Genomic DNA, 20,983 nt, shown 5'->3' on the forward strand with positions numbered 1-20,983 from the left:
GGAGTCATCCGCCGGGCGATCCTTTTGCGATCAATGCCGGTGCTGGAGACCTTGCCCACGGCCGACCTGGGCAACGTTGACGTTCTGATGGTCTCCGGCTCGCGCGACCCGTTGGGCGACGGCTCCCGGCTGGCGGATTGGCTCGCAGCATCCGGCGCGACGCTGGACATGCACGTCGTCGAAGCAGTGCATGAGCTTACACCGGAGGATACGGCGGTCGCACAGGAATGGTTTGGCAGGAACAACGGAGAAGATCATGGCTGACATTGAAATCAGCAAGGAACAAACCGGGGAGCGGCATGGACGCTATGTAGCCCGCATAGAGGGGATCGACGCAGAGGCCGAGATCACCTTCACGAAGAGGGGCGCCGATCTGATCAGCGCCGATCACACGGGTGCGCCGGAGACGATGAGGGGAACTGGCGCTGCCGCTGCTTTGGTTTCCTTCATGGTGGAAGACGCACGCAGAAACGGCTTCAGGATTCTGCCGATATGTCCCTATGTCCGCGCGCAATATCGCAAGCATCCCGAGTGGGCCGACGTCATGACGATGCCTCCGGGCGCGGAGCCCAATCCCGGGAAGCACGGTTGATCCATCCGGATTTGTAGCTCGCTCGCGGCTGACGTGTCGGAGTGGTACAACGAGGGAAGCACCGTCACGATGCTGCCGGAGACGGTGCGGCCGAATCCTGGCGGGAGGGGGCCTCGTGCCGCATGAGAAAACGCTCAATGGAGCGGATGATCGCGATCAACAGCAGATTGATCACCAGATAGAGCACCCCGGCGATGGCGAAAATCTCGAAGATCGCGAAGGTCTGGCTCATCAGCCGCTTGGCATAGCCGGTGATTTCGAGCACCGTGATTGTCGATGCGAGGCTGGTGCCCTTGACGACGAGAATGAGTTCGTTGCCATAGGCCGGCAGCGCCTGGCGGATGGCGAGCGGAAACTCGATGCGCCGGAACCGTAAGATGCGCGACATGCCGCACGCTTGGGCCGCCTCGACAAGCCCGACCGGAACCGACATCAATCCGCCGCGCAGGATTTCGGATGTATAGGCGGCCGTGTTCAGCGCCAGCGCCAGCACGGCGCAGCGCGCACCGTCGCTGATCACCCACCACAGAGCCGCGTTGTCCTTGATCAGGGAAAGCTGGCCGAGCCCGTAATAGAACAGGAATATCTGCACCAGCAGCGGCGTCCCGCGAAAGACGTTGCTGTAATATTTGGCGAAGCCTGACAGGAGGCGGTTGGAGGACAGGCGCATCAGCGCCAGGCCGAGACCCAGATTGAAGCCGATCAGCACCGAAACGAACGTCAGCGCCGCCGTGACCCATAGGCCCTTGAGCAGAACGGGAACCGCAAGCTGGATGAGGTCCATCATACTACTTTCTCGTCCGCAGCCTGAGCAGGCGTTCGATCCCGTCGAACCCTGCCTGACTTGCAAGCGTGATGAGGAGATAAACCACTGCCGCGATCAGATAGAAGATGAACGGATGGCGGGTGGAATTGGCGCCGATGAATGAAATGCGCATCAATTCCTGAAGGCCGACCACCGAGACCAGCGCCGTGTCCTTGATGGTGGTCTGCCAGACATTGTTGATGCCGGGAACGGCGATGCGCAGCATCTGCGGCGCGATGATGCGGCGGAAGATCCGGCCGCCGGGCAGTCCGAGCGCGCGAGCGGCCTCGATATGCCCATTGGGGATGGCGCCGAGCGCCCCGCGCACGACCTCGGTCGAATAGGCGCCTGAAATGGCGCCGATGGCGATGACCGCGATAACGAACGCATAGCCGCTCTCGGCGACGCCGGCATAGCCGAAAGCGGTCACGACCCTGGTCACGAATTCAACCGAACTGAAAAACAGCAGGTAGATGATCAGCAGTTCGGGCACGCCACGCACCAGCGACGTATAGACATCGACCAGCAGCGAAAGCGGAAATATCCGGGCCCACTTGATCAGGCCGCAGACAATGCCGATCACCAGCCCGGCCGCCATGCTGACGAGACCGACGAGGATCGTTATCGAAGCGCCGCGCAAGATCGCGGGCACCCAACCCGCTTCCCAAACCTGCCAGAGACCGAATTCCATGTGAGTGCCCTAGTCTGCGCGAATGATACGAAGCCCGGATGCATGCGCCCGGTTGCCCGGGCACATGCGATAGAAGTCCACGGCGTTATTGGCAGGGCCGGGAAATGTCCGTCTTGAACCATTTCTGGCTGGCCTTGCCGACCGAACCATCGGCGATCAGCTCGCAAAGCCCCTTGTCGATCTTGGCCTTGAGTTCGGTGTTGTCCTGCGCGATGCCGACGCCGATGCCCTCGCCAAGCGTCGGATCGAACGTGCTCTTGATCTCGACACCGACCAGTTGGAAGTTCTTGCCATCCGGCTTGTCCAGAAAGTCCTGCAAGGCGGATTGATCGGCGAAAGCGGCGTCGATACGGCCGCTCGCAAGGTCGATCTGCATCTGGTCGAGCGTATCGTAGGTTTTCAGGTCGGCGTTCGGCGCACGCTTCTCGAGGAAATGCGCGTGCGTCGTGCCGGCCTGCACGCCAACCTTCTTGCCGTCGAGCGATTTCAGCAGCGTGTCGACGTCGGTGATGGCGGCCAGATCGGAGTCCTTGGCCGCGACGAACATATTGGCCAGTTCGGCGTATCCGACGCTGAAATTGATCTCCTTCTTGCGATCGGCGGTGATCGACATGCCCGAGATGATGACGTCGAATCGCTTGGCCTTCAGCGCCGGGATCAACCCGTCGAAGGCCTGCACGACGAAGTGGCACTTCACTTGTAGCTTGGTGCAGAGCAAGGCGCCGACATCGGCGTCGAAACCGGTAACATTGCCATTGGCGTCGGACATGCTCCATGGCGGGTAGGCGCCTTCCGTTCCGATGGACAATTCGCCTTCGGCGGCCAATGCGCTGCCCATGCCTCCCGCGAGAAAGGCGAGCAGCGTCAAGACTTTCAGTTTCATGTCAGTTCCCCTTGTTGTTGATCTTCATTGCCGTTGTCCGGTGCGAACCGAACGCTTCGAGGGTGCGGTTTTTCCTCACAGCGTGCGCGCCAGGAACTGACGCAGACGCTCCGAGCGCGGGCTGCCGAACAGCTCCGCGGGTGCACCCTCTTCCTCCACCTTTCCCTGGTGGAGAAACAGGACCTTGTGGGAGACCTCGCGCGCGAACTGCATCTCATGCGTCACGAGGATCATGGTGTTGCCTTCCTCCGCCAGTTGACGGATCACCCGCAGCACCTCGCCGACCAATTCGGGATCGAGCGCCGATGTCGGTTCGTCGAAAAGAATGACCTTGGGCCGCATCGCAAGCGTTCGGGCGATCGCCGCCCGCTGCTGCTGGCCGCCGGAAAGCTGGCCCGGATAGTGGGCGTGCTTGTCGGCAAGACCAACCTTCTTCAACAGGGCGTGGGCGTGTTCGATGGCCTTCTCGCGGGGCTCCTTCAGCACATGCCTGGGCGCCTCGATGATGTTCTCGACCACCGTCATGTGCGGCCAGAGATTGAAGTTCTGGAAGACCATCCCGACGCGGGCGCGGATGCGTTCGACCTGCGCCATGTCGGCCGGCCCGACACGGCCGTTGGACAACGGCTTCATCTTGATGACCTCGCCGTCGATGGCGACCTTGCCGCCATCCGGCTGCTCCAGAAGGTTGATGCAGCGCAGGAACGTGCTCTTGCCGGATCCGGACGAGCCGATCATGGAAATCACCTCGCCGGCATGCGCGGTGAGATTGACGCCCTTCAACACCAGAAGAGAGCCGAAGCTCTTGTGAAGTTCGTCGATCTGCACGGCTGGCGTCGTGGGCTTCGGTTCCTGGGCGGGAGCCTCGGCAACCATCGCGGCGCGAACGGTTGGCGACGTTTGTTCGCTCCCGATGGCCTCGTCCTGGCCTATCTCGACAGCCTCCAGGTCCGCCAGCGCACGGTCGAAGTATCGCAGGCTGCTCGACAGGCAGGTCCGCTGCCAATCCGCGTCGGCCGGAATGAAGGCCGAGCGCAGCGTGTCCCGGATGCGCCTGCCCAGCGGCGAATCGAGCTTGCCGAACAGATGCAGCCAGTTGTCGGCTTGCACCGCTTCCATCACGGTCGGACCGTCCAGCGTGCCGCATTCGATGACAAGCGGCAGCACCCGCGCCTTCGGCATCGCCTTGCGGACGGCATCGGAGACATAGCCGGTCGCAGTTGCGGCGATGCCGGTTCCCGTCTTGGCGCCCGGACCGGTAAGGACTGTCGCAAGCGCCGGCCCGAAGATGGATTTGCCCCAGGCAAGGCCGGGATGCTCGGAACTCGCCACCGAAAGCAGAGCCGGATAACCATAGGGCCCGGCGCCGGTATGCAGGTCGAAGACGATGACCTGACGCGCGCCGCCGGCAAAGGTCTTGAGGATTTCGTTCAAGGTTCGGTTCGACCAGACGGGACCGCCGCCGCCGTAATACAGTCCGTCTGCGAATTCATACTGGCCGGCCTCGACGATTGCCGCCAGCCCGGGATGCCCGAGTTTCTTGCGCGCCGCGGCGAGCTTCTCGTCGGCCGCTATGCGGTCCGACCCTTCCCATTCATGGTAGGCAAGCGCATCGTGCAAGCCGGCATAGCCGTTGTTGACGGGAGCACCCGCCGCCCAGTCGATGAAGTTGCGGTTGAGGTCGACATTGTCTTCATTGACGCGCCGCGACCATGCCGTGCCCCAGGGATTGATGAGGTGGATGGCAAGGATCGCTATGTCGTCGGGCAGACGCCGCAGGTTCTTCTGGCCCAGCCACGCGGTCTGGCAGGCCGAGCCGAACGGCCCCTCGACACCATGCGTTCCGGAGATGAGCACGATCAGCTTCGGCGCATCGCGGCGACCAAGCAGCGCCACATCGGTCGCCAGAGCCTCGCCATCCGGTCCGTTCAGCGGATGGGGATATTCGGACAGTTCCGCGCCCGCCCGCTTGGCCGCTTCGCGGAATCCCTGGCGCAAGCCGGCGAAATCCGAGGCATAGGGCGGCACCTTCTCATCTTGGCGCGCCATCGGTCCCGCCGGGCGACTGGCGGCCGCGGTTAATCCGTTCATTCCCTGTCGTTCCGCCGTGGGGCTATTCATCGTTGAGATCGCTCGCGTTCTTAAGGGGCAGTCGGCGCTCGCTGCCGGAAGGGAGCGGCCTGGAGGACCGGACGAACCAGGCATCGCAGGCAAGCACCTTGTCGGGGTTCATGATCGACTGATCGTCCAGGGCTCTTTTCACCCGCTCCATCGCGGCGAGCTTCGTCGGGTCGGCTGTCGCCACCAGGGAATGGATGCGCTTCGACCCAACGCCATGCTCGGCGGAAAAGGAACCGCCAATCTCCCGAAGCTGTTGATACAGGACGTCCTCGACCGCCTTCGCGATGTAAGGAGCCAGCGGACCCTGGCGGTTGAGCACGATATGCAGGTTCCCATCGGCCAGATGTCCGAAGACATAGGGCGCGAGACCCGATTCGATCGCGGCAAGGCCGGGTATGGTCTTTTCGAGATAGGTTGAAATCTCCGACAATGGCACGGATATGTCGAAGGAAGGCGCATTGGGATGAGCGCGGTAAAGCACGCCGGTGTCCTCGCGCAGCCGCCACAAATCGTCCTCCTGCCACCGTGAGCCGGCAATGATGCCGGTCGCTTCGGGATGACGCTCCATCGTCTCCGAATAAATCCGCTCGAAATCCTCTCGCAGCGCCTCCTCACGGGCCCCGCCAAGCGACAAAAGCAGGAACAAAGGCTGCCCGGGCGCCACGCCGGCTTCGGACCATCCATGTGCGGCGGCGGCCAGCCTGAAATACGAGTTCCACATCGCCTCCGCCGCGCGCAGATGCCCGACATCCGATTCCAGCGCCATGCGGATGATCTGCAAAGCCGCGTCGACCGACGGCAGGCCGAAAAGCGCGGTGGCGGTCGCTCTCGGCGAAGGATCGAGCTTGACGACCACGCGGGTGACGATGCCGAGCGTTCCCTCGGCACCGATGAAGAGATGCTTCAGGTCGTAGCCGGCGGAATTCTTCACCACCCGGGTCAGATCGGAATAGATCAATCCGTCGGCCAGCACGGCCTCAAGGCCAAGCACGCGATGGCGCATGACGCCGTTGCGAAAGGCCATCACCCCACCGGCATTGGTGGACACCATGCCGCCGATCGTCGCCGAGCCGCGCGCTGCAAGGTCCATGCCCGGTTCCAGCCGGTGTTCGAGCGCGGCCTGCTGCAGGGCTTCCAGAGTGACGCCGGCGCCGACCACCGCCACGCGCTCGATCGGATCGAGCCGATCGATGTGGCTCAAGCGCGCCGTCGACAGGACGATCTCGCCCGGCCGCGAAATGCTGCCGCCGACCAGGCCGGTCCGCCCGCCTTGCGGCACGATGGGAACCTCGTTGCGGCGGCAGATGCGCACCACCGCCGCGACCTCCTCCGTCGACGAAGGCGTGACGACAATGCCGGCGCCGCAATCCATACCGTTCGACCCAAGGTCGATCGCCCTGGCATCGTCGCCGGTCCGCACGTTCGAGGCGCCGACGACACCGCGGATGCTGTCGACAACAGGCAATGGCACCGCCTGGCCGATCCAGCCCGTTTGCCCTGGAGAAGCGAGGCCGGTCATTGTGCCACCAATCCCTGGAGCGCCGTGATCAGCCGGTCGTTTTCCGCCGGGGAGCCGATGGTGACGCGCAAAAAGCGCTCATAGCCGGCCTCACGCCACGCCTTGACGATAATCGCCTGCTTGAGGAGACCAGCGGCAAGGCTCGAACTGTCGACCTTGCCGTCGAAGAACAGGAAGTTCGTTTGCGACCGCGCAACCTGGAAGCCAAGGCCGGCAAGCGCGGCGGCTGTGCGGGCACGCTCGGCTCTGATGCGACCCACCGACGCCTTCATCCAACCTTCGTCGGCAAGGGCAGCGACAGCGGCGGTCTGCGCCGCGGCGTTGACGTTGAACGGCGTCTTCGCGGCGGCAATCACTCTCGCCAGTTCAAGGCTGGAACAGACGGCATAACCCACGCGCAGTCCCGCCAGGCCATAAGCCTTCGAAAACGTCCGCAGCACGACATGGTCGATAGAACTGTCGCGCAGAACCTCGATGCCGTCCGGCGCGCCGGGATCGGCAAACTCGAAATACGCCTCGTCGAGGACGAGAAGCGTGCCGGGCCGAACGGCGCCGATCAGCCGTCGCAAGCTGGAGCGGTCGAGACCGGGGCCGACCGGGTTCCAGGGCGAGGATATGAAGACCACTCGCGGCACGGCGGCGATCGCCGTTTCGAGCGCGGCAAGGTCGAAGCTCATCTCCGGCGTCATGGCGATCTTGACGACATCAGCACCGGCCGCCAGCGGCTCTATCTCATGCAAGCCGAAGCTCGGCACCGTCGTCACCACCGAGGCGCCCGGCACCAGGACGGCACGCGAGATGGCGGCGATCATCTCCTCGGAGCCATTGCCGACGACAATCAGGTTGGGGTCGACCGTCAGTCTATCGCCAAGTGCCGCCCGCAACGCCGTGCAGGCCGGATCGGCATAACGCCATGGCTCAAACGACGAGGAGGCCAGCGCGGCGGTGACGGCGGGAGAACAACCGTCGGGGTTTTCGTTGCTGGCAAGCCGGGCGATGTCGTGGCGCCCGCTCAGAGCCCGCGCCATCGCGATGTTCATGCCGGCATTGTAGGACGGCAATGCCGCGACATGCGGATTGAGTGGCAGGCTTGACGCTGGTTTGACCGACTGTTCCAAATCCGACTTCCGTTTCCCCCGGCCACGCGCGGCACGACGATCTTGTCAAATATCCAGGACGACTGATCCGCGCGGCTTCGAGCAGCACAGCAGCACTTCGCCTGCCCTAAGTTCGTCCAGCGGTTCTTCGAAATAGGCGACCTCGCCCGAGACCAGCCGCGACTTGCAAGTGCCGCATATGCCGGTCCGGCAGCTGAATTCCGGTGTCAGGCCTTGATCCTCGGCGAAGTCGAGCAGCGATGCCGCCGAGCCATCCCAGACAGCCCGGAGGCCCGACTTTCGGAACTCCACTGTTATCGCCTCGCCATCCGCTTCGATACTTGCCGGCTGCACGGGACCCGGGAGGACTCGCACCGCGTCCGGCTCGAGCACCGTCGCCGGGCCAAAGAATTCGTAAGCGATACGATGCTTCGGCACGCCAAGCCCGCGCAACAGGCCGTAGATCGCCTGCATGAACGGCGGTGGCCCGCAAAGATAGAAATCATAGTCATCGATCGGCAGCAGGCGCTGCAGCACGTCTCGCGAAATCATGCCCTCGGTGTGGAAGCGCCGCTCGGCCCTGTCGCGCTCGGACGGCGATCGGTAGCAGTAATGGGCGATCAGCCCGGGCCGGGTGGCGACAAGGCCCGCCACCTCGTCGCGCAACGCATGCACCTCGCCATTCTCGCAGGCATGAATGAAGGTGGCATGGCGGCCCGGCGTCAAGGCCAGCGCATGCAGCATCGAGACCATCGGCGTCAGCCCGACGCCGCCGCTGAGCAGCACCACCGGGCGGGTGCTGGTCCTGTCGAGCACGAAATCGCCGCGCGGCCCTTCAGCTTGAAGCACATCGCCGACATCGATCCGGTCATGCAGGAAGCACGAGCCTGTCCCGTCGCGAAGCCCCGGGGCGGGTGCGACCTCGCGTTTGACGCTGATCCGGTAGCGGCCCTTGCTGGCCGGCGAACAGGAGACGCTGTAGTTGCGCAGCACGTATTGCCTTTCGCCGGCGGCATTCCCAGGCACCGGAATGCGAAACACCAGGAACTGGCCTGGCTCGAAAGCGCGCCAGTCGCGTGGATTGACCGGCTCGAAATGAAACGACGTGATGACGGCGCTCTCCTTCACCTTCGCGACCACCTTCAGGTCGCGAAACCCGCTGCTTGCGATAGTGTCGCGGGCGGTGAATGCGTTCATTCGGCGGCCGCCAATTCCTGGCTCTCGCTGGCGATCAGCTTGGCCAGATTGCGGCGGAAGCGCAGCGGCCCGACGTCGATCTTCAGATCGAGATTGGGTGTGTGCTTGTTCGCCATGCCCTTGTGCACGGCATTGAGCACGACGCGATCCTCGTCGAAGGCGCCACGCACGGATGTGGCGAACTGGCGCGAAACCTCCAGGTCGTCGGGCGCGAAATTGCGCATCTGGAACCAGTAGTATTTCGTCTGGTTCTCATCGACCGGCGTCATGAAGTTGTAGCTGTCCATGAGGAACACATCCTCGTGCAGCGGCTTGCCCTCGCCGCCAGTGCGGGCCGGCACGAAGATCGCCTTGATGATCGCGTTTGAGGGGTAACGCACCTCATAGTGCTGCTTGCGGTCGCATTTGCCGCTGAATTTGAGAAAGGGCGCATAGAAGGGCGCCGGCTCGGCATCGACCACCCAGCGCCACACGGTCACACCGTCCGCGCCGACCGTCGTTTCGAGCGGCGCATCCTCCATGGCCTGGACGCCGCCGAAGGAAGATTGGTGGACCCATGACACATGCGAGGGATCGAGCAAATTATCGGTCATGTAGAGATAATTGCAATCCAGCGACATCGACTCGCCGCGGTTGACGCCCCATGCCGGATCGCCCCAGTGGTCGACCTCGAAAATCAAGGCGGGATCGGCCTTGGCCGCCTCGCCCATCCATATCCAGAGCAGTCCGTAGCGTTCGGCGATCGGATAGGAGCGGACGCACGCGACATGCGGTATCTTTTCCGCGCCCGGCACACGCGTGCAGGTTCCCGTGCTGTCGAAGGTCAGGCCGTGATAGCCGCATTCGACCGTGTCGCCCTTGATGCGGCCCATGGACAAAGGCAGCTTGCGATGCGGACATGCGTCTTCGAGCGCCGCCACCTGCCCATCGGTCCGTCGGTAGAGGACAATGTCCTCGCCGAGGATTCGGGTTGGCACCAGCCGGTCGGCGACCTCATGATCCCATGCGGCAACGTACCAGCAGTTTCGAAGAAACATGGCGTCCTCCCCAGCTTGTGAACACGAAAACGAATATCGTGCGAGCCTGGGGCGACATAGGGCTTGCATCTGCGTTCTATTTTAGAAAAACTAAATCAAGCTGGCCCTAGGATCGTTGCCCAGGTGAACAAGACGCCCCCGTTGCGTGCGATACAGGCCTTCGAGGCTTTCGGCAGGTGCGGCAGCGTGACTGCCGCGGCAAACGAGCTTGGAGTGTCGGTCGGCGCGGTCAGCCAACAGATACGCAAGGCCGAAGATGCCCTGGAGGCGAGGCTGTTGGAACGGCGCGGCAGGAGCGTGGCCCTCACGGCGTTGGGCCGTGTCTATCACGCAGCGGTTTCCGTCGGATTCGAACAGATTCGCGAGGCTCAGGATGTCATCGAACGGGCCCGCTCCGCGGACACTTTGACCATCTCCTGCCTGCCATCACTGGCCAGCAAATGGATCGGCCCGCAACTGCTGGATTGGCAGGCCAGCCATGCCGGCGCGACGGTGCGCCTGGTTGGCGCCGAGACAGAGCCCCGATTGGACACAGAAGAGTTCGACTTCCGTATTTCCTACGGTGACAAGTATCGTGATTTCAACCACTACACCGAACTGTTCACGGATTGGGTGGTGCCGGCATGCTCGCCAGCGCTGCTCGCAAAGCATCCTGTGCGCAAACCCGCCGACATTCTCGATCTGCCGCTTCTCAGCATAGAGTGGGCTCGCGACCACCGCTCACCGCCAAGTTGGGCGGAATGGGCCGCAAGCATCGGGGCATCGTACCGAAAGGTTTCGGGCGAGGTCGCCTTCTCCTTGTCGAGCGCCGCGATCGATGCCGCGACGAACGGAAGGGGCATAGTGCTGGCGCAACTTTCGATGGCCGCCGAGGATATCGCGTCCGGCCGGCTCATTGTCCCTTTCGATCAGCGGCTAAAATTGTCTCAGGCCTATTTCCTTGCCTGGGACCGTGCAGCCTTGCAAAAGCCCTTCGGTCCGGAACTGCGCGCATGGATCGTTTCGATTTCCAAGCGGATGGGCGCGGCATTAAGCTAATGTCCTCATGTCCCGCTCTCGGTCGCCGCCGAGCGGCGGATGCGAAGGCGTGTGCCGCAGTGGTCTTTCAACCGTTAATGTGTGGAGCGAGAAGATCTTTGAGACCGATGTTTCGAAACATCTCGCGGCGCATGCGATCGCCGATCCTGAACACTTCTTCTGCCCCATCCTGTGAGGGATCAACGAAGACGCGATAGGGCCGTTTTCCGAACGGCGCATTCACGACGTCGGCAATTGCTATTGCGACAGCCGAGGCATCGGCGTCTGCGGGTTCCAATGCGGCCAAACCTTTCAGCGCCTGGTCAGCGACCCCCGCATAAGGGCCGCTCTCATAGGCCGCGACCACGCCTTTATCGGCTGGCGTGCCAGAATGAGCGAAGTGGTTAGTGCCCTTGGTGAAGGCGCCCGGAACCACGATTGAGGTTTCAACGCCCCAGCGTGCGACTTCGCTCGCATAGGATACAGCGAGCGAATCCATAGCAGCTTTGGCGGCGAAATACGGTGCTAGAAACGGCGGTGTCCCACCGCGCGTGGATGAGGACGAAACCCAGACCAACAGGCCACGCCCTTGTTTGCGAAGCTGCGGCAACGCCACCCGGTTGATGCGCTGCGTCGAAAGAACGTTGATGTCATATAGTTCGGCATATTGCTCGGGCGTGAAGGCCTCTGCTGGTCCAAACACCATATGGCCAGCGTTATGCACGATAACGTCGAGCCGGCCATTGTCCGCGATTATCTTGGTAACCCCGGCGGTCACGGACGGATCAGAACTGACGTCAAGTTCGACCGTCCTCAGGTCAACGCCCAACTCCTTTGCATAAGCCTCAACCTCTGCAACTCGCGGCGCGTTGCGCCCGGTGGTCTCCCGCATTGAAGCGTAGACCGTGTGGCCCGCTTGAGCGAGTGCTCGGGCGGACAGCAGGCCGAAGCCGCTAGATGCGCCGGTGACAAGGATCACTTCTTTCATGGTGAGGCTCCTAGACAGTGAGTGGGGATAAGCTTGAGGGGGTTCCCGTCAGCACATTCCGCCGTTCGCGCGAATCGTCTGGCCGTTGATCCAGCCGCCCTCAGGGCCAGCGAGAAAGCCGACGACGCGCGCAATATCCTGGGGCTGGCCGAGACGTTCGAGCGGATTCATCTTCGCCATGTGATCGATGAGTTCCGGGCTCTTTCCGCTCAGGAAGAGGTCAGTGGCGACAGGGCCGGGCGCGATCGCGTTCACACTGATGCCGCGGCCGCGCATTTCCTGAGCTAAGACCTGGGTCAGGCCTTCGACAGCGGCCTTGGTAGCGATATAAACCCCATAGGTCGGCAGGCGAACGCCGATGACACTGGATGAGAAATTGATAATGCGTCCACCGACTCGCAAGCGCTTTGCCGCTTCACGGCAGACGTTGAACGTGCCCTTTAGATTGATTGCGATGGTCTGGTCGAATGTCTTGTCGTCGAGGTCGGCGATTTTAGCGAGCTTCAGGATGCCGGCACAGTTGACGACAACATCGACCCCGCCAAAGGCATTCTCGGCCGCGTCGAACATAGCGATGACCGCCGCGGGATTGGCGACGTCAGCCTGTGCGACGATCGCTTCGCCGCCCGACGCTGCAATCTTGTCGGCAACTTCCCGGGCTGGACCCGCACTGCCAGCATAATTCACGACGATCTTAAACCCGTTCATCGCGAGGTGAAGGGCGAGTTCTGCACCGATACCGCGCGATGAGCCGGTGATTAGTGCAACCTTTCCAGTCTTGCTCATGTGTTGCTCCTTCATGTCTTGCATCGCCATCAAAGGCGGTGGCCGGGAGCAATCTAGGACTTGAGTGAGGCTAAAAAAAATGCATAACTTTCACTGAAAGGATAACTGAAAGTATGCCTATATGGCTTTCGACACTAGATTGCTGAGCGGGGTCGGCGTTCTCTCAGCCGTGGTCGAGGCTGGCAGTTTCGCCCGAGCAGGTGAAGCCATGGGCCTAACTCAGCCCGCGGTGAGTCGCGCCGTAGCTCGCCTAGAGGAGCGGGTCGGCATCCGAATCTTCAATCGCACCTCTCGTGCGATCTCGCTAACTGACGAAGGTCGGCGCTTCTATGAAGCAATCGCGCCACTTCTCGCCGGAATCGAGGATGCATCAGTGACGGCCAGCGGGTCAAAGGCGGTTGTTCGAGGGCGGCTAAGAGTCAACACGGACGGTACATTCGGTCACTATATATTAGCGCGGCGAATGAACGAATTCCTTGACCGTTTCCCTGATCTTTCCGTCGAAATAAGTGTGCGCGACAGAATGGGCGATCTGGTCGCAGACGGCTTCGACGTCGCGATCCGTTTCGGAGAACCAGAGTCCTCTTCCCTAAAAGCTAGGTTATTGCTCGAAACGCGTGTCCTGACGTGTGCTTCCACCGCCTATCTTGCGCGCCGAGGCGAGCCCAAGCATCCGAGGGATTTGGAGAAAGGGCATCAATGCATATTAATCCGCGATCCGACGACGGGGCGTCCCTTTGAGTGGGAGTTTCAGCGAGGCCGGGAAGTTGTTCCATTCGAGGCTCCCGGGCGGCTGATGGTCAACGACACAGCCTCCTTAGTTGGGGCTTGCGTCGGGGGAGTTGGCATCGCGCAATTGCTGGAGCTCTATGTCAAAGATCTGCTCTCGGAGGGGCGAGTTGTCCAGTTGCTTCCGGACTGGGTAGACGAGACTTTCCCTCTCTATGCCTATCATCATGCGTCGAATTTAGTCTCCGCCAAAGTTCGCGCCTTTCTAGATTTCGTACAGGAATTGACCGTCTGATACAGAAACATAGGCACATCAGCAATCGCGTCCTCGGCGCGTCTTAAGAGCTGGATCCCCACTTTGCGCCCGATAGAGCGCGCGGCGATCTAGCGTTTCACAAAGGCCAGCAGGTTCTGGTTGATAACGTCGGCGTTCGTCGTGCACATACCATGTGGGTAGGCTAGTGCCCGCCTAAGGTGGATTGAGTGCATCTCCCAGATGGATTTCCAAACCACTCCAATCAAAATCGGATCTAAGCGAAAGAGACGACACGGAGACAAACCGTGTCGCCCCGGATCGCTCCTCTACTTTGCGATATGCTCGCGAATGCCATCGGCGATTTGCCGCAATGCTGCATCCGTCGATGGAACATGACGTAGCGCGTTCAGAAGCACGAAATCGTGTATCGTACCATTGTAGCGCACGGCAGCTACGTCGACGCCGGCCTGCTCCAGCTTGTGGGCATAGGCCTCCCCTTCGTCGCGAAGAGGATCGTTTTCGGCGGTGATGACGAGCGCTGGTGGCAAGCCCTTCAACTGATCGAGCGTGGCGCGTAGCGGCGAGACGTAAGGATTGTCGCGTGTCTTGGCGTCGGGTGCATAGAGATCCCAGCCGTACTTCATGAATGAGCGCGCCAGAAAGCGGTCCGTGCCATAGTCCAGATAGGACTGGGTATCGACGCTGGCGTCCGTAGCGGGGATGAGCAGCACCTGATAGCTGATTTTCGGACCATTGCGATCTTTCGCCATCAGTGACAGGGCTGCAGTCATATTGCCGCCGACCGAGTTGCCAGCGACCGCGATGTGCTTCCCATCAGCACCGAACTCGCCGGCATGGGCAGCAACCCACTGGAGCGCGGCGTAGGACTCCTCCAATTGGGTCGGGAATTTGGCCGTCGGCAGCGGCGTATATTCGACGAACACACCAATCTGGCCCGATCCAACCACCAGATCGCGCAGCAGGCGCTTATGGTTCTCGTAGTTGCCGACAATCCAAACGCCACCATGGATAAAGAGCAAGACACCCGTCTTCCCACTCACCTTCTCAGGCTTCATGACGTAAAGCTTCACTTGGTGCCCGTTCTGCGTGATGGTCTTCTCCGCCGTGGTGACGCCGGACATGTCAACCTGCGTCTGGTTCTGGAGTCCCGTCAGAATCTCCTGCGGCTTCGGCTGAGGCAGTTCCCAGAAGGGGCTAGGGTCCTTGTTGATCTGCTCCAGGAACGAACGAACCTGCGGATCAATGTTCGGGTCGCTGACGACGTTCGGGGCGGCAAGGGCAGATTGGGTCATGATCGTGGCTCCTGCAAACAGAGAGATGAACTTCAAGAGGCGGGATAGATGCTCTCGGATGGTCGGCGGCCCGGAGCCGTCGTTCTGGATAGTGGTGATAATCACTGCTGGTCTCCTTTGTGGCCCTGTGTAGGGCATGACGCCCTTCGAAGGGCTTCCGATGGCCGCCTCCTGAAAGGGTTCGGGTTTGGGGCATTTGGTTGCGGCTAGCCGTTCACGCTGCGCCAGGCTCAAGCGCAGTTGCAGACGTTGCTCGGCATACTGGACCTGACATCGCGGTCTCGCATCGAACCGTCGAGATCGAGCACCCTCTCCCTCTCCGTTGCTACGGTATTGGCGGCCATTCTGGTCGCGTCACGTAATTCAACTCGATAGAAATCCGCACCAGTCGAACGGCTTTATTTCTCAAACGGTTGGTGGTCCCACTCCTTGTCTGACATCACCGTCAGGGTTGGCGGCGAGAGATAGTGTAGGAGTTGCGTATAACTAAAAGAAATGCATAGTGATCAATGAAATAATGACTAAAAGTATGTCTTGAGCCGGTCAGATCTGACGCAAATCCCTTCCGGTGCCTTGGGACAGCCTTGAAATCATTCTCTGGAGTGTCCGATATGCCGTTTACGCGCAGCGTAGCCGCCGGAATTCCCAACGGCTGATGGCCGAGTTGCTCCGATCCTGGCGAACGCCAGTAGATCTGTCACCGGAGTTCGAGCCACGCAACTCGCCGCGAACAGGATCCGGGCTATTGCACAATCTGTCTGCCGTCCGCGCCGAAGCACGCGTCAGACGCCTTGTGCGATGTACACGCGAGAACGCGATAGAACGTGTCCGATGCCCTCTCGGGCTTCTGACGCCATTCCCGAGCAATCTGCCCCGCATCGCTGGCCATCGCTTGGTCAACACTTGGCGACGTCAAAACAGAAAAGCTCGCGGAAATTGCCGTTTGGTTCGTCCCGATCGATGGTGTCGCTATCAGGTAGCTTTTTCTCCCCGGCCGCTGCCGTACGATCACAAGCGCCACCGCGATTGTTCGCTTGTCTTGAAGCTTCCCCTCGCGCGGGCCAGTCTGGATCCGCGAAGGCTGGCAACGCTCGATCCCGGTTGGAGTGCAAGGTTCGCGTCTTTTCTGACCAAGCAGGATCCTGAAATCTTGAAGGGCGAAGTCGAGAACGCGGAAGATACACTTCGTGGTGCGATTTTATGGCGCTAACGAGAAGTCGAAACGGCAATGATCGTGCTGGCCTTCGCAGGCGCAGTGTATCTCCTCCGCTTCGATCTTGCCCCACTTCGCCGCCGAGTGACGAAGCAGAAACGAAAGCGCGCCGGTGACAAAGCCCTCGAACATGTAGCAGACGCGCTGGCCGGGTCGGTGCCCGGCCTCGAGGGCAAAGATCGAATTCCTGAGGCTGATGCTTCCGCGACTGCCGGCAACGTCCAACATATCGATCGAGAACTGGCCCCAGCCGCGCTGCGACAGGCGCTGGAAATAGTGGCGGAATGTCGCCTCGCGATCGAGGCCCTTGCCACGGACTTGCGCCTCGCACCATTCGATGGCGGACTTTGCCGTCGCCTGACGCAGGATGGCGCGGTAGGTCTCGCGACCGAGGGCTTCCTCGACCGCGAGATGATTGTTCACGAGGAAGTGCCTGGGCAGATAGACCATGGGCAGCTCGTCGGTCCGCCAGATGCCGCTTGTCTCATCGACATCGATCGGAACCTGCGGCTGCATGATCTCAGGCTGCCTGCCGCTGCGCGGCGACGGAGGCGGACTGATCCTTGTAAAGCTCGCCATCCTTCATGATGACGACGAGGTTCTTCTCATGCACCATCATGTCGAGGTCCTTCAGCGGGTCGCCATTGACCAGCAGGAGATCGGCGATGAAGCCTTCCTTGACCATGCCAAGCTCATCGCCAAGGCCCATCACCTGGCCGCCGAGCCGTGTGCCGCACTGCAAGGCTTCGCTGGGCGAATAACCGAGCAGGTCTACGAAATGCTTGAGGTCGCGCGCATTGGTGCCTTGCGGCGTCTGCGCGAAACCGTAGTCGCCGCCGATCAACGCGCGCACGCCGCGCTTGCGGAGTTCCGTGTAGACCTTGCGGCTGTCGTCCAGGATGCGCTGCATGCCGAACTTCACCGCCATCTCATGGGTGAAGCCGAAGGGCTCGCCCTCATAGAGCGTGCCGTAGATGATGCCGATGGCCGGGCCGACGAAGATGCGGTCCTTGGCCGATTCCAGCGCGTCCAGCGCCTCCTCGTCGGCGGATTCGCAGTGGTAGATGACGTCGACGCCGCATTTGACCGCGCGCTTGACCGAGCCGGCGGCGCGGGCATGGCAGTTGATCTTCTTGCCGAAGTCACGCGCCACCTGCACCGCCGTCCGCACTTCGGCCTCGCTCATGACGGTAAGGCCGCCATGCGCCGCGGGGCTCAGATCATCGCCGGAGATATTGATCTTGATGTTGTCGGCGCCTTCGCGGCAGCAGAGCCGCACCGCCTTGGTGATCTCCTCGACACCATCGGCGATCATGCCGAAGCTCTCGTGGTACATATGCTGCTGGCGCTCGTCGCCGAGGCCGCCGGTGACCGTAATCTCCGGGCTGCCGGCGCGCATGCGCGGACCCGGCAAGCGGCCGGCATTGATCTCATTGCGGATGACGATGTCGAGCCTGAGCTTCGAGGTTGCCGCACTATAGGCACTGGTGAACCCATGGTCGAGCAAGGTCTTGGCATTGCGCATGGTGAGCAGAAGATGCTCCTCGGGCGGGATCAGGCCGAGATCGGAATCCTTGATCGCGCCGCCAAAGGAGATATGGGCATGGCCTTCGACGAGGCCAGGCATCAGCGTCATACCGCGGCATTCAACCGTCGTCGCACCGTCGCCGGACAATTGATCTGGCGTGCGCGCAATGGTGACGATGCGGCCATTGTCGACCAGCAGATCGGCCGGATAGGCGTCGGCGCCCGTGCCGTCCCAGATCATGGCATTTCTAAACATCACTCTTGTCATGACATCGTCCTTTCGGGTTTGGCGGGGTTATTGGTTGACGGCTTGCCGGGCGGCAACGTCGTCGGCCACGAAATTGGAGAGGATGCCGACGCCTTCGAGTTCGACCTCGCAGACATCGCCATGCTTCATGAACAACTGCGGCTTGCGCGCCACGCCGACGCCCGATGGCGTGCCGGTGACGAGAATGTCGCCCGGCTCCAGCGTGATGGCTTCGCTGATGATCGAGATCAGCGAGACGACGTCGAAGATCATGTCGTCGGTCGAGGCGTTCTGGACGACCTCACCGTTGAGACGCGTCTGGATGCGCAGGCCCTTGCCGCCCGGCGGCAACTCGTCTGATGTCACGAAGATCGGACCGAAACAGCCGGTGCCGTCGAAATTCTTGCCGACGGTCCATTGCGGCGCCTTGGTCTGGAAGTCGCGGATGGAGGCATCGTTGAAGATGGAATAGCCGGCGACGTGGCTCAACGCCTGGGATGGCGCGATGTGGCGGCCGGCCTTGCCGATGACGGCCACCATCTCGCCCTCATAGTCGAGCTGGATCGACGCTTCCGGACGGCGGATGGCAGCACCATGCCCGATCAGGCTGGTCGAGAAGCGGGCGAACAAAGTGGGATAGGTCGGCGGCACGAAGCCGCTCTCGATCGAATGATCGACATAGTTCAGGCCGACACAGATGATCTTGCCGGGCCTTGAGATCGGCGGCAGCCATTCTACCGATTCCGGATCGATCCGGCGCCCGCAGGCCAGCCGCCCGCCAGCGGCATGCAACGCCTGCACGCCATCAGCGATCAACTCGTCAAGCCATCCGGGAAACATCGCGTCGCTTGCGTCGATGCCGCGGAACTCGCCTGCCGGCAAGGCGATCGCCAGCCCAGGTCCCCGCGGCGATTTATAGGCTGCAAATCGCACTGGTCTTTTCCTCGCTTCTGAAGACTGGACTTTGTTGAGAAATTATATATCTGTCAACATAGAATATATTATTTTGCATTCTGACTTCTGCCAGAGATAATGTATCAAGGCTCCTCGATGGACGGATTCGCCGCAGGCAAACGGATGGCTAGGGAAGGCTCGATCAATCTCACCCAGGGCGCGTATGAAGATCTGCGCGCCGATCTCTTGTCGTGCCGGATCGAACCGGGCAGCCGGCTCAAGGTCCAGGAGCTCTGCGACAGGCTGTCCGTCAGCCTTGGCGCTATACGCGAGGCGCTGTCGCGGCTGACCTCCGAGGGCCTCGTCGTGGCCGAACCGCAGCGTGGCTTTCGTGCCGCTCCGATCTCGGCCGAGGACCTGCTCGATCTTACCAAGACGCGCATCCAGATCGAGACTTTGTGCATCCGCCGCGCCATCGAGGTTGGCGACGTCGTCTGGGAATCGCAACTGGTGGCCGCTCTCCACAGGCTGTCGCGCACCCCCGAGCACACGCCCGACGATCCCGTGCATTCGAGCGACGAATGGGCGACCGCGCACGCAGCCTTCCACAAGGCGCTTGTCGCCGGCTGCGATAGCCATTGGCTGCTGCGCCTGCGCGACCAGCTTTACGACCAGAGCGAGCGCTACCGCCGCCGTTCGGTCTCGCTGGCGCCAAGAGCCCGCAACATCGGCAAGGAACATCAGGACCTCGCCGCTGCCGTGCTCGACCGCGATGCAGAAAAGGCAGCCGAACTGCTGGCGGCGCATCTGGCTGTCACCACCGACATCCTGCTTGCGGCGGAGACCTCCGACCTTCCGGCACGCAAGACGACGGTGCGGGCGTAGCGTTTCATCCAACTTTCTCCGGAAGTACAAAACGCCGTCCGTGCAACTGGACGGCGTTTTGCATCGCCGCCTACTGTCGCAGATTGGTCCAGATGCGGTCATAGGCGCGGATCGCCTTCTCGTCGCATGACGGCGCGAAGGTGATCTTGAGATCGGCCGGCGGATTGAATTCGGGCGAGCCGCCGACATCGGGCGCCAGGAGCTTGTTCGATCCAGCGATCGCGCTCTGGTAGCCGGTATATTTCTGCTGCAGCGCGATGTTTTGCGGATCCATCAGAAAATTGAGGAACTTCTTGGCGTTCTCGACATTGGGCGCGCTGGTCGGCACGGCGACATTATCCATCCAGCCGACAACGCCTTCCTTGGGATAGACGTATTTGACCGTCGATTTCTGCTGTCGCGTCGCCAGCGCCTTGCCCGACCATTGCTCGTGCATGACCGTCTCGCCGGCAACCTGGCGCTCGACGATACCATCGGAATTGTAGACCTTCACAAAGGGCTTCTGCGCCTCGAGCAAGGCGTCAAGTTCCTTGAGGTCGGCTGGATTGCTGTTGCACTGGTCCTTGCCGAGATAGACCAGCGCCAGCGACATCACTTCGGTCGGCGAGCCGAACATGCCGACCTTGCCCTTGAGTTCCGCCGGCGGATCGAACAGCGGTTTCAGGCTGTCGGTCGGGCCTTTGTAGACTGATGTGTCGACCGAATAGGAGGTGGTACCCCACACCCATGGCACGGTGTATTTAGCATCGGGATCCCAGGGACGGTGCTGCCATTTCGGATCGACGTTTTTAAAATTCGGCATCGCGCCCGCATCGACTTCTTGGAACAGCTTCTGCTTGACGAAGATCGGCACGAAGTCGTTGCTGATGATCATCACGTCATAGCCGGCAGCACCCGAACTCAGCTTGGCGAGTGCGGTCTCGTTGGAATCGTAGGTGTCGATGGTGACCTTGATCCCGGTCTCTGCCTCGAACTTCTTGATCATTTCGTCCGAGGTATAGTCGGTCCAGTTGTAGATATGCAGTTCACCGGCATCGGCGAGTGCGGTGGTGGTGATCGCCCCCAGCATGGCGGCGGCCAAGGCTGTTTTCGAAAGTCCTTCCTTCCATTTGGTCACGGTCGTTCTCCTCTGACTGGTTTCTTTGTTGTGACTTCTTGTTTGACCATGATCTCCTCCGAAAACCGG

Annotated in this window: 19 protein-coding genes and 1 pseudogene; 5 read left to right on the top strand and 15 right to left on the bottom strand. The window is 61.5% G+C overall.

Annotation, left to right across the window (positions count from 1 at the left end; translation table 11 throughout):
- Window positions 1-264 (top strand): annotated as a pseudogene (locus FJ548_RS00005) (ring-cleaving dioxygenase); the annotation flags it as partial.
- A complete protein-coding gene (locus FJ548_RS00010) occupies window positions 254-592 on the top strand; it encodes a GNAT family N-acetyltransferase (protein WP_210241976.1) in 339 nt (112 codons plus the stop codon). The pseudogene FJ548_RS00005 and the gene FJ548_RS00010, both read left to right, overlap by 11 nt.
- Window positions 593-656: 64 nt before the next feature.
- Here FJ548_RS00010 and FJ548_RS00015 read toward each other — a convergent pair whose 3' ends face one another.
- From FJ548_RS00015 to FJ548_RS00050, 8 genes are all read right to left on the bottom strand, one after another.
- Complete coding sequence (locus tag FJ548_RS00015; protein WP_181165761.1) at window positions 657-1,376, bottom strand: ABC transporter permease; 720 nt, start codon at window positions 1,374-1,376, stop codon at window positions 657-659.
- Window positions 1,377-1,380: 4 nt separating this feature from the next.
- The gene (locus FJ548_RS00020) at window positions 1,381-2,088 is read right to left on the bottom strand and encodes an ABC transporter permease subunit (protein WP_140613051.1); all 708 of its coding nucleotides are present in this window, start codon (window positions 2,086-2,088) and stop codon (window positions 1,381-1,383) included.
- An 85-nt stretch (window positions 2,089-2,173) separates the two neighbouring features.
- A complete protein-coding gene (locus FJ548_RS00025; RefSeq protein ID WP_140613052.1) occupies window positions 2,174-2,971 on the bottom strand; it encodes a transporter substrate-binding domain-containing protein in 798 nt (265 codons plus the stop codon).
- A 75-nt stretch (window positions 2,972-3,046) separates the two neighbouring features.
- The gene (locus FJ548_RS30650; RefSeq protein ID WP_281407036.1) at window positions 3,047-5,020 is read right to left on the bottom strand and encodes a DUF2817 domain-containing protein; all 1,974 of its coding nucleotides are present in this window, start codon (window positions 5,018-5,020) and stop codon (window positions 3,047-3,049) included.
- A gap of 64 nt (window positions 5,021-5,084) precedes the next feature.
- Window positions 5,085-6,611 carry an FAD-binding oxidoreductase gene (locus FJ548_RS00035; protein WP_140776114.1) on the bottom strand — a complete coding sequence of 509 codons (1,527 nt, stop codon included), beginning with the start codon at window positions 6,609-6,611 and terminating at the stop codon, window positions 5,085-5,087.
- Window positions 6,608-7,729, bottom strand: a complete 1,122-nt coding sequence (gene hisC / locus FJ548_RS00040) for a histidinol-phosphate transaminase (RefSeq protein ID WP_140776116.1) — start codon at window positions 7,727-7,729, stop codon at window positions 6,608-6,610. Before hisC ends, FJ548_RS00035 begins: the two co-directional genes overlap by 4 nt.
- 45 nt (window positions 7,730-7,774) lie before the next feature.
- Window positions 7,775-8,905, bottom strand: coding sequence for a 2Fe-2S iron-sulfur cluster-binding protein (locus tag FJ548_RS00045; RefSeq protein WP_140613056.1), 1,131 nt, complete (start codon window positions 8,903-8,905; stop codon window positions 7,775-7,777).
- On the bottom strand, window positions 8,902-9,942 hold the full coding sequence (locus tag FJ548_RS00050) for an aromatic ring-hydroxylating dioxygenase subunit alpha (protein WP_140613057.1): 1,041 nt from the start codon (window positions 9,940-9,942) through the stop codon (window positions 8,902-8,904). Before FJ548_RS00050 ends, FJ548_RS00045 begins: the two co-directional genes overlap by 4 nt.
- A 123-nt stretch (window positions 9,943-10,065) precedes the next feature.
- Between FJ548_RS00050 and FJ548_RS00055 the strand changes: the two genes are divergently transcribed.
- Window positions 10,066-10,980, top strand: coding sequence for a LysR substrate-binding domain-containing protein (locus tag FJ548_RS00055; RefSeq protein ID WP_140613074.1), 915 nt, complete (start codon window positions 10,066-10,068; stop codon window positions 10,978-10,980).
- A 67-nt stretch (window positions 10,981-11,047) separates the two neighbouring features.
- Here FJ548_RS00055 and FJ548_RS00060 read toward each other — a convergent pair whose 3' ends face one another.
- Both FJ548_RS00060 and FJ548_RS00065 read right to left on the bottom strand, forming a co-directional pair.
- Window positions 11,048-11,947: an SDR family oxidoreductase gene (locus tag FJ548_RS00060; protein WP_140776118.1), complete on the bottom strand. Its 900-nt coding sequence runs from the start codon at window positions 11,945-11,947 to the stop codon at window positions 11,048-11,050.
- Window positions 11,948-11,995: 48 nt separating this feature from the next.
- Window positions 11,996-12,733: an SDR family oxidoreductase gene (locus FJ548_RS00065; protein ID WP_140776120.1), complete on the bottom strand. Its 738-nt coding sequence runs from the start codon at window positions 12,731-12,733 to the stop codon at window positions 11,996-11,998.
- 121 nt (window positions 12,734-12,854) lie between these two features.
- On the opposite strand from FJ548_RS00065, the gene FJ548_RS00070 reads away from it, so the two are divergent.
- Entirely contained in the window at window positions 12,855-13,757 is a 903-nt protein-coding gene (locus tag FJ548_RS00070; RefSeq protein ID WP_140695744.1) for a LysR family transcriptional regulator, read from the top strand.
- 287 nt (window positions 13,758-14,044) lie between these two features.
- On the opposite strand, the gene FJ548_RS00075 is transcribed toward FJ548_RS00070, so the two are convergent.
- From FJ548_RS00075 to FJ548_RS00090, 4 genes are all read right to left on the bottom strand, one after another.
- Entirely contained in the window at window positions 14,045-15,136 is a 1,092-nt protein-coding gene (locus tag FJ548_RS00075) for an alpha/beta hydrolase (RefSeq protein WP_246673375.1), read from the bottom strand.
- Window positions 15,137-16,229: 1,093 nt separating this feature from the next.
- Window positions 16,230-16,760 (bottom strand): 4-vinyl reductase, encoded by a 531-nt coding sequence (locus FJ548_RS00080; RefSeq protein WP_140776122.1) that lies wholly within the window; start codon window positions 16,758-16,760, stop codon window positions 16,230-16,232.
- A gap of 4 nt (window positions 16,761-16,764) precedes the next feature.
- Complete coding sequence (locus tag FJ548_RS00085; protein WP_140776124.1) at window positions 16,765-18,039, bottom strand: amidohydrolase family protein; 1,275 nt, start codon at window positions 18,037-18,039, stop codon at window positions 16,765-16,767.
- Window positions 18,040-18,066: 27 nt separating this feature from the next.
- Window positions 18,067-18,951, bottom strand: a complete 885-nt coding sequence (locus FJ548_RS00090; RefSeq protein WP_140776126.1) for a fumarylacetoacetate hydrolase family protein — start codon at window positions 18,949-18,951, stop codon at window positions 18,067-18,069.
- Window positions 18,952-19,095: 144 nt separating this feature from the next.
- Between FJ548_RS00090 and FJ548_RS00095 the strand changes: the two genes are divergently transcribed.
- The gene (locus tag FJ548_RS00095) at window positions 19,096-19,797 is read left to right on the top strand and encodes an FCD domain-containing protein (RefSeq protein ID WP_140613061.1); all 702 of its coding nucleotides are present in this window, start codon (window positions 19,096-19,098) and stop codon (window positions 19,795-19,797) included.
- Between the two features lie 70 nt (window positions 19,798-19,867).
- On the opposite strand, the gene FJ548_RS00100 is transcribed toward FJ548_RS00095, so the two are convergent.
- Window positions 19,868-20,914, bottom strand: a complete 1,047-nt coding sequence (locus tag FJ548_RS00100; RefSeq protein WP_140776128.1) for an extracellular solute-binding protein — start codon at window positions 20,912-20,914, stop codon at window positions 19,868-19,870.
- Window positions 20,915-20,983 lie beyond the last annotated feature (69 nt).

The sequence above is a fragment of the Mesorhizobium sp. B2-4-17 genome (genome assembly GCF_006441275.1).
Taxonomy (GTDB): domain Bacteria; phylum Pseudomonadota; class Alphaproteobacteria; order Rhizobiales; family Rhizobiaceae; genus Mesorhizobium.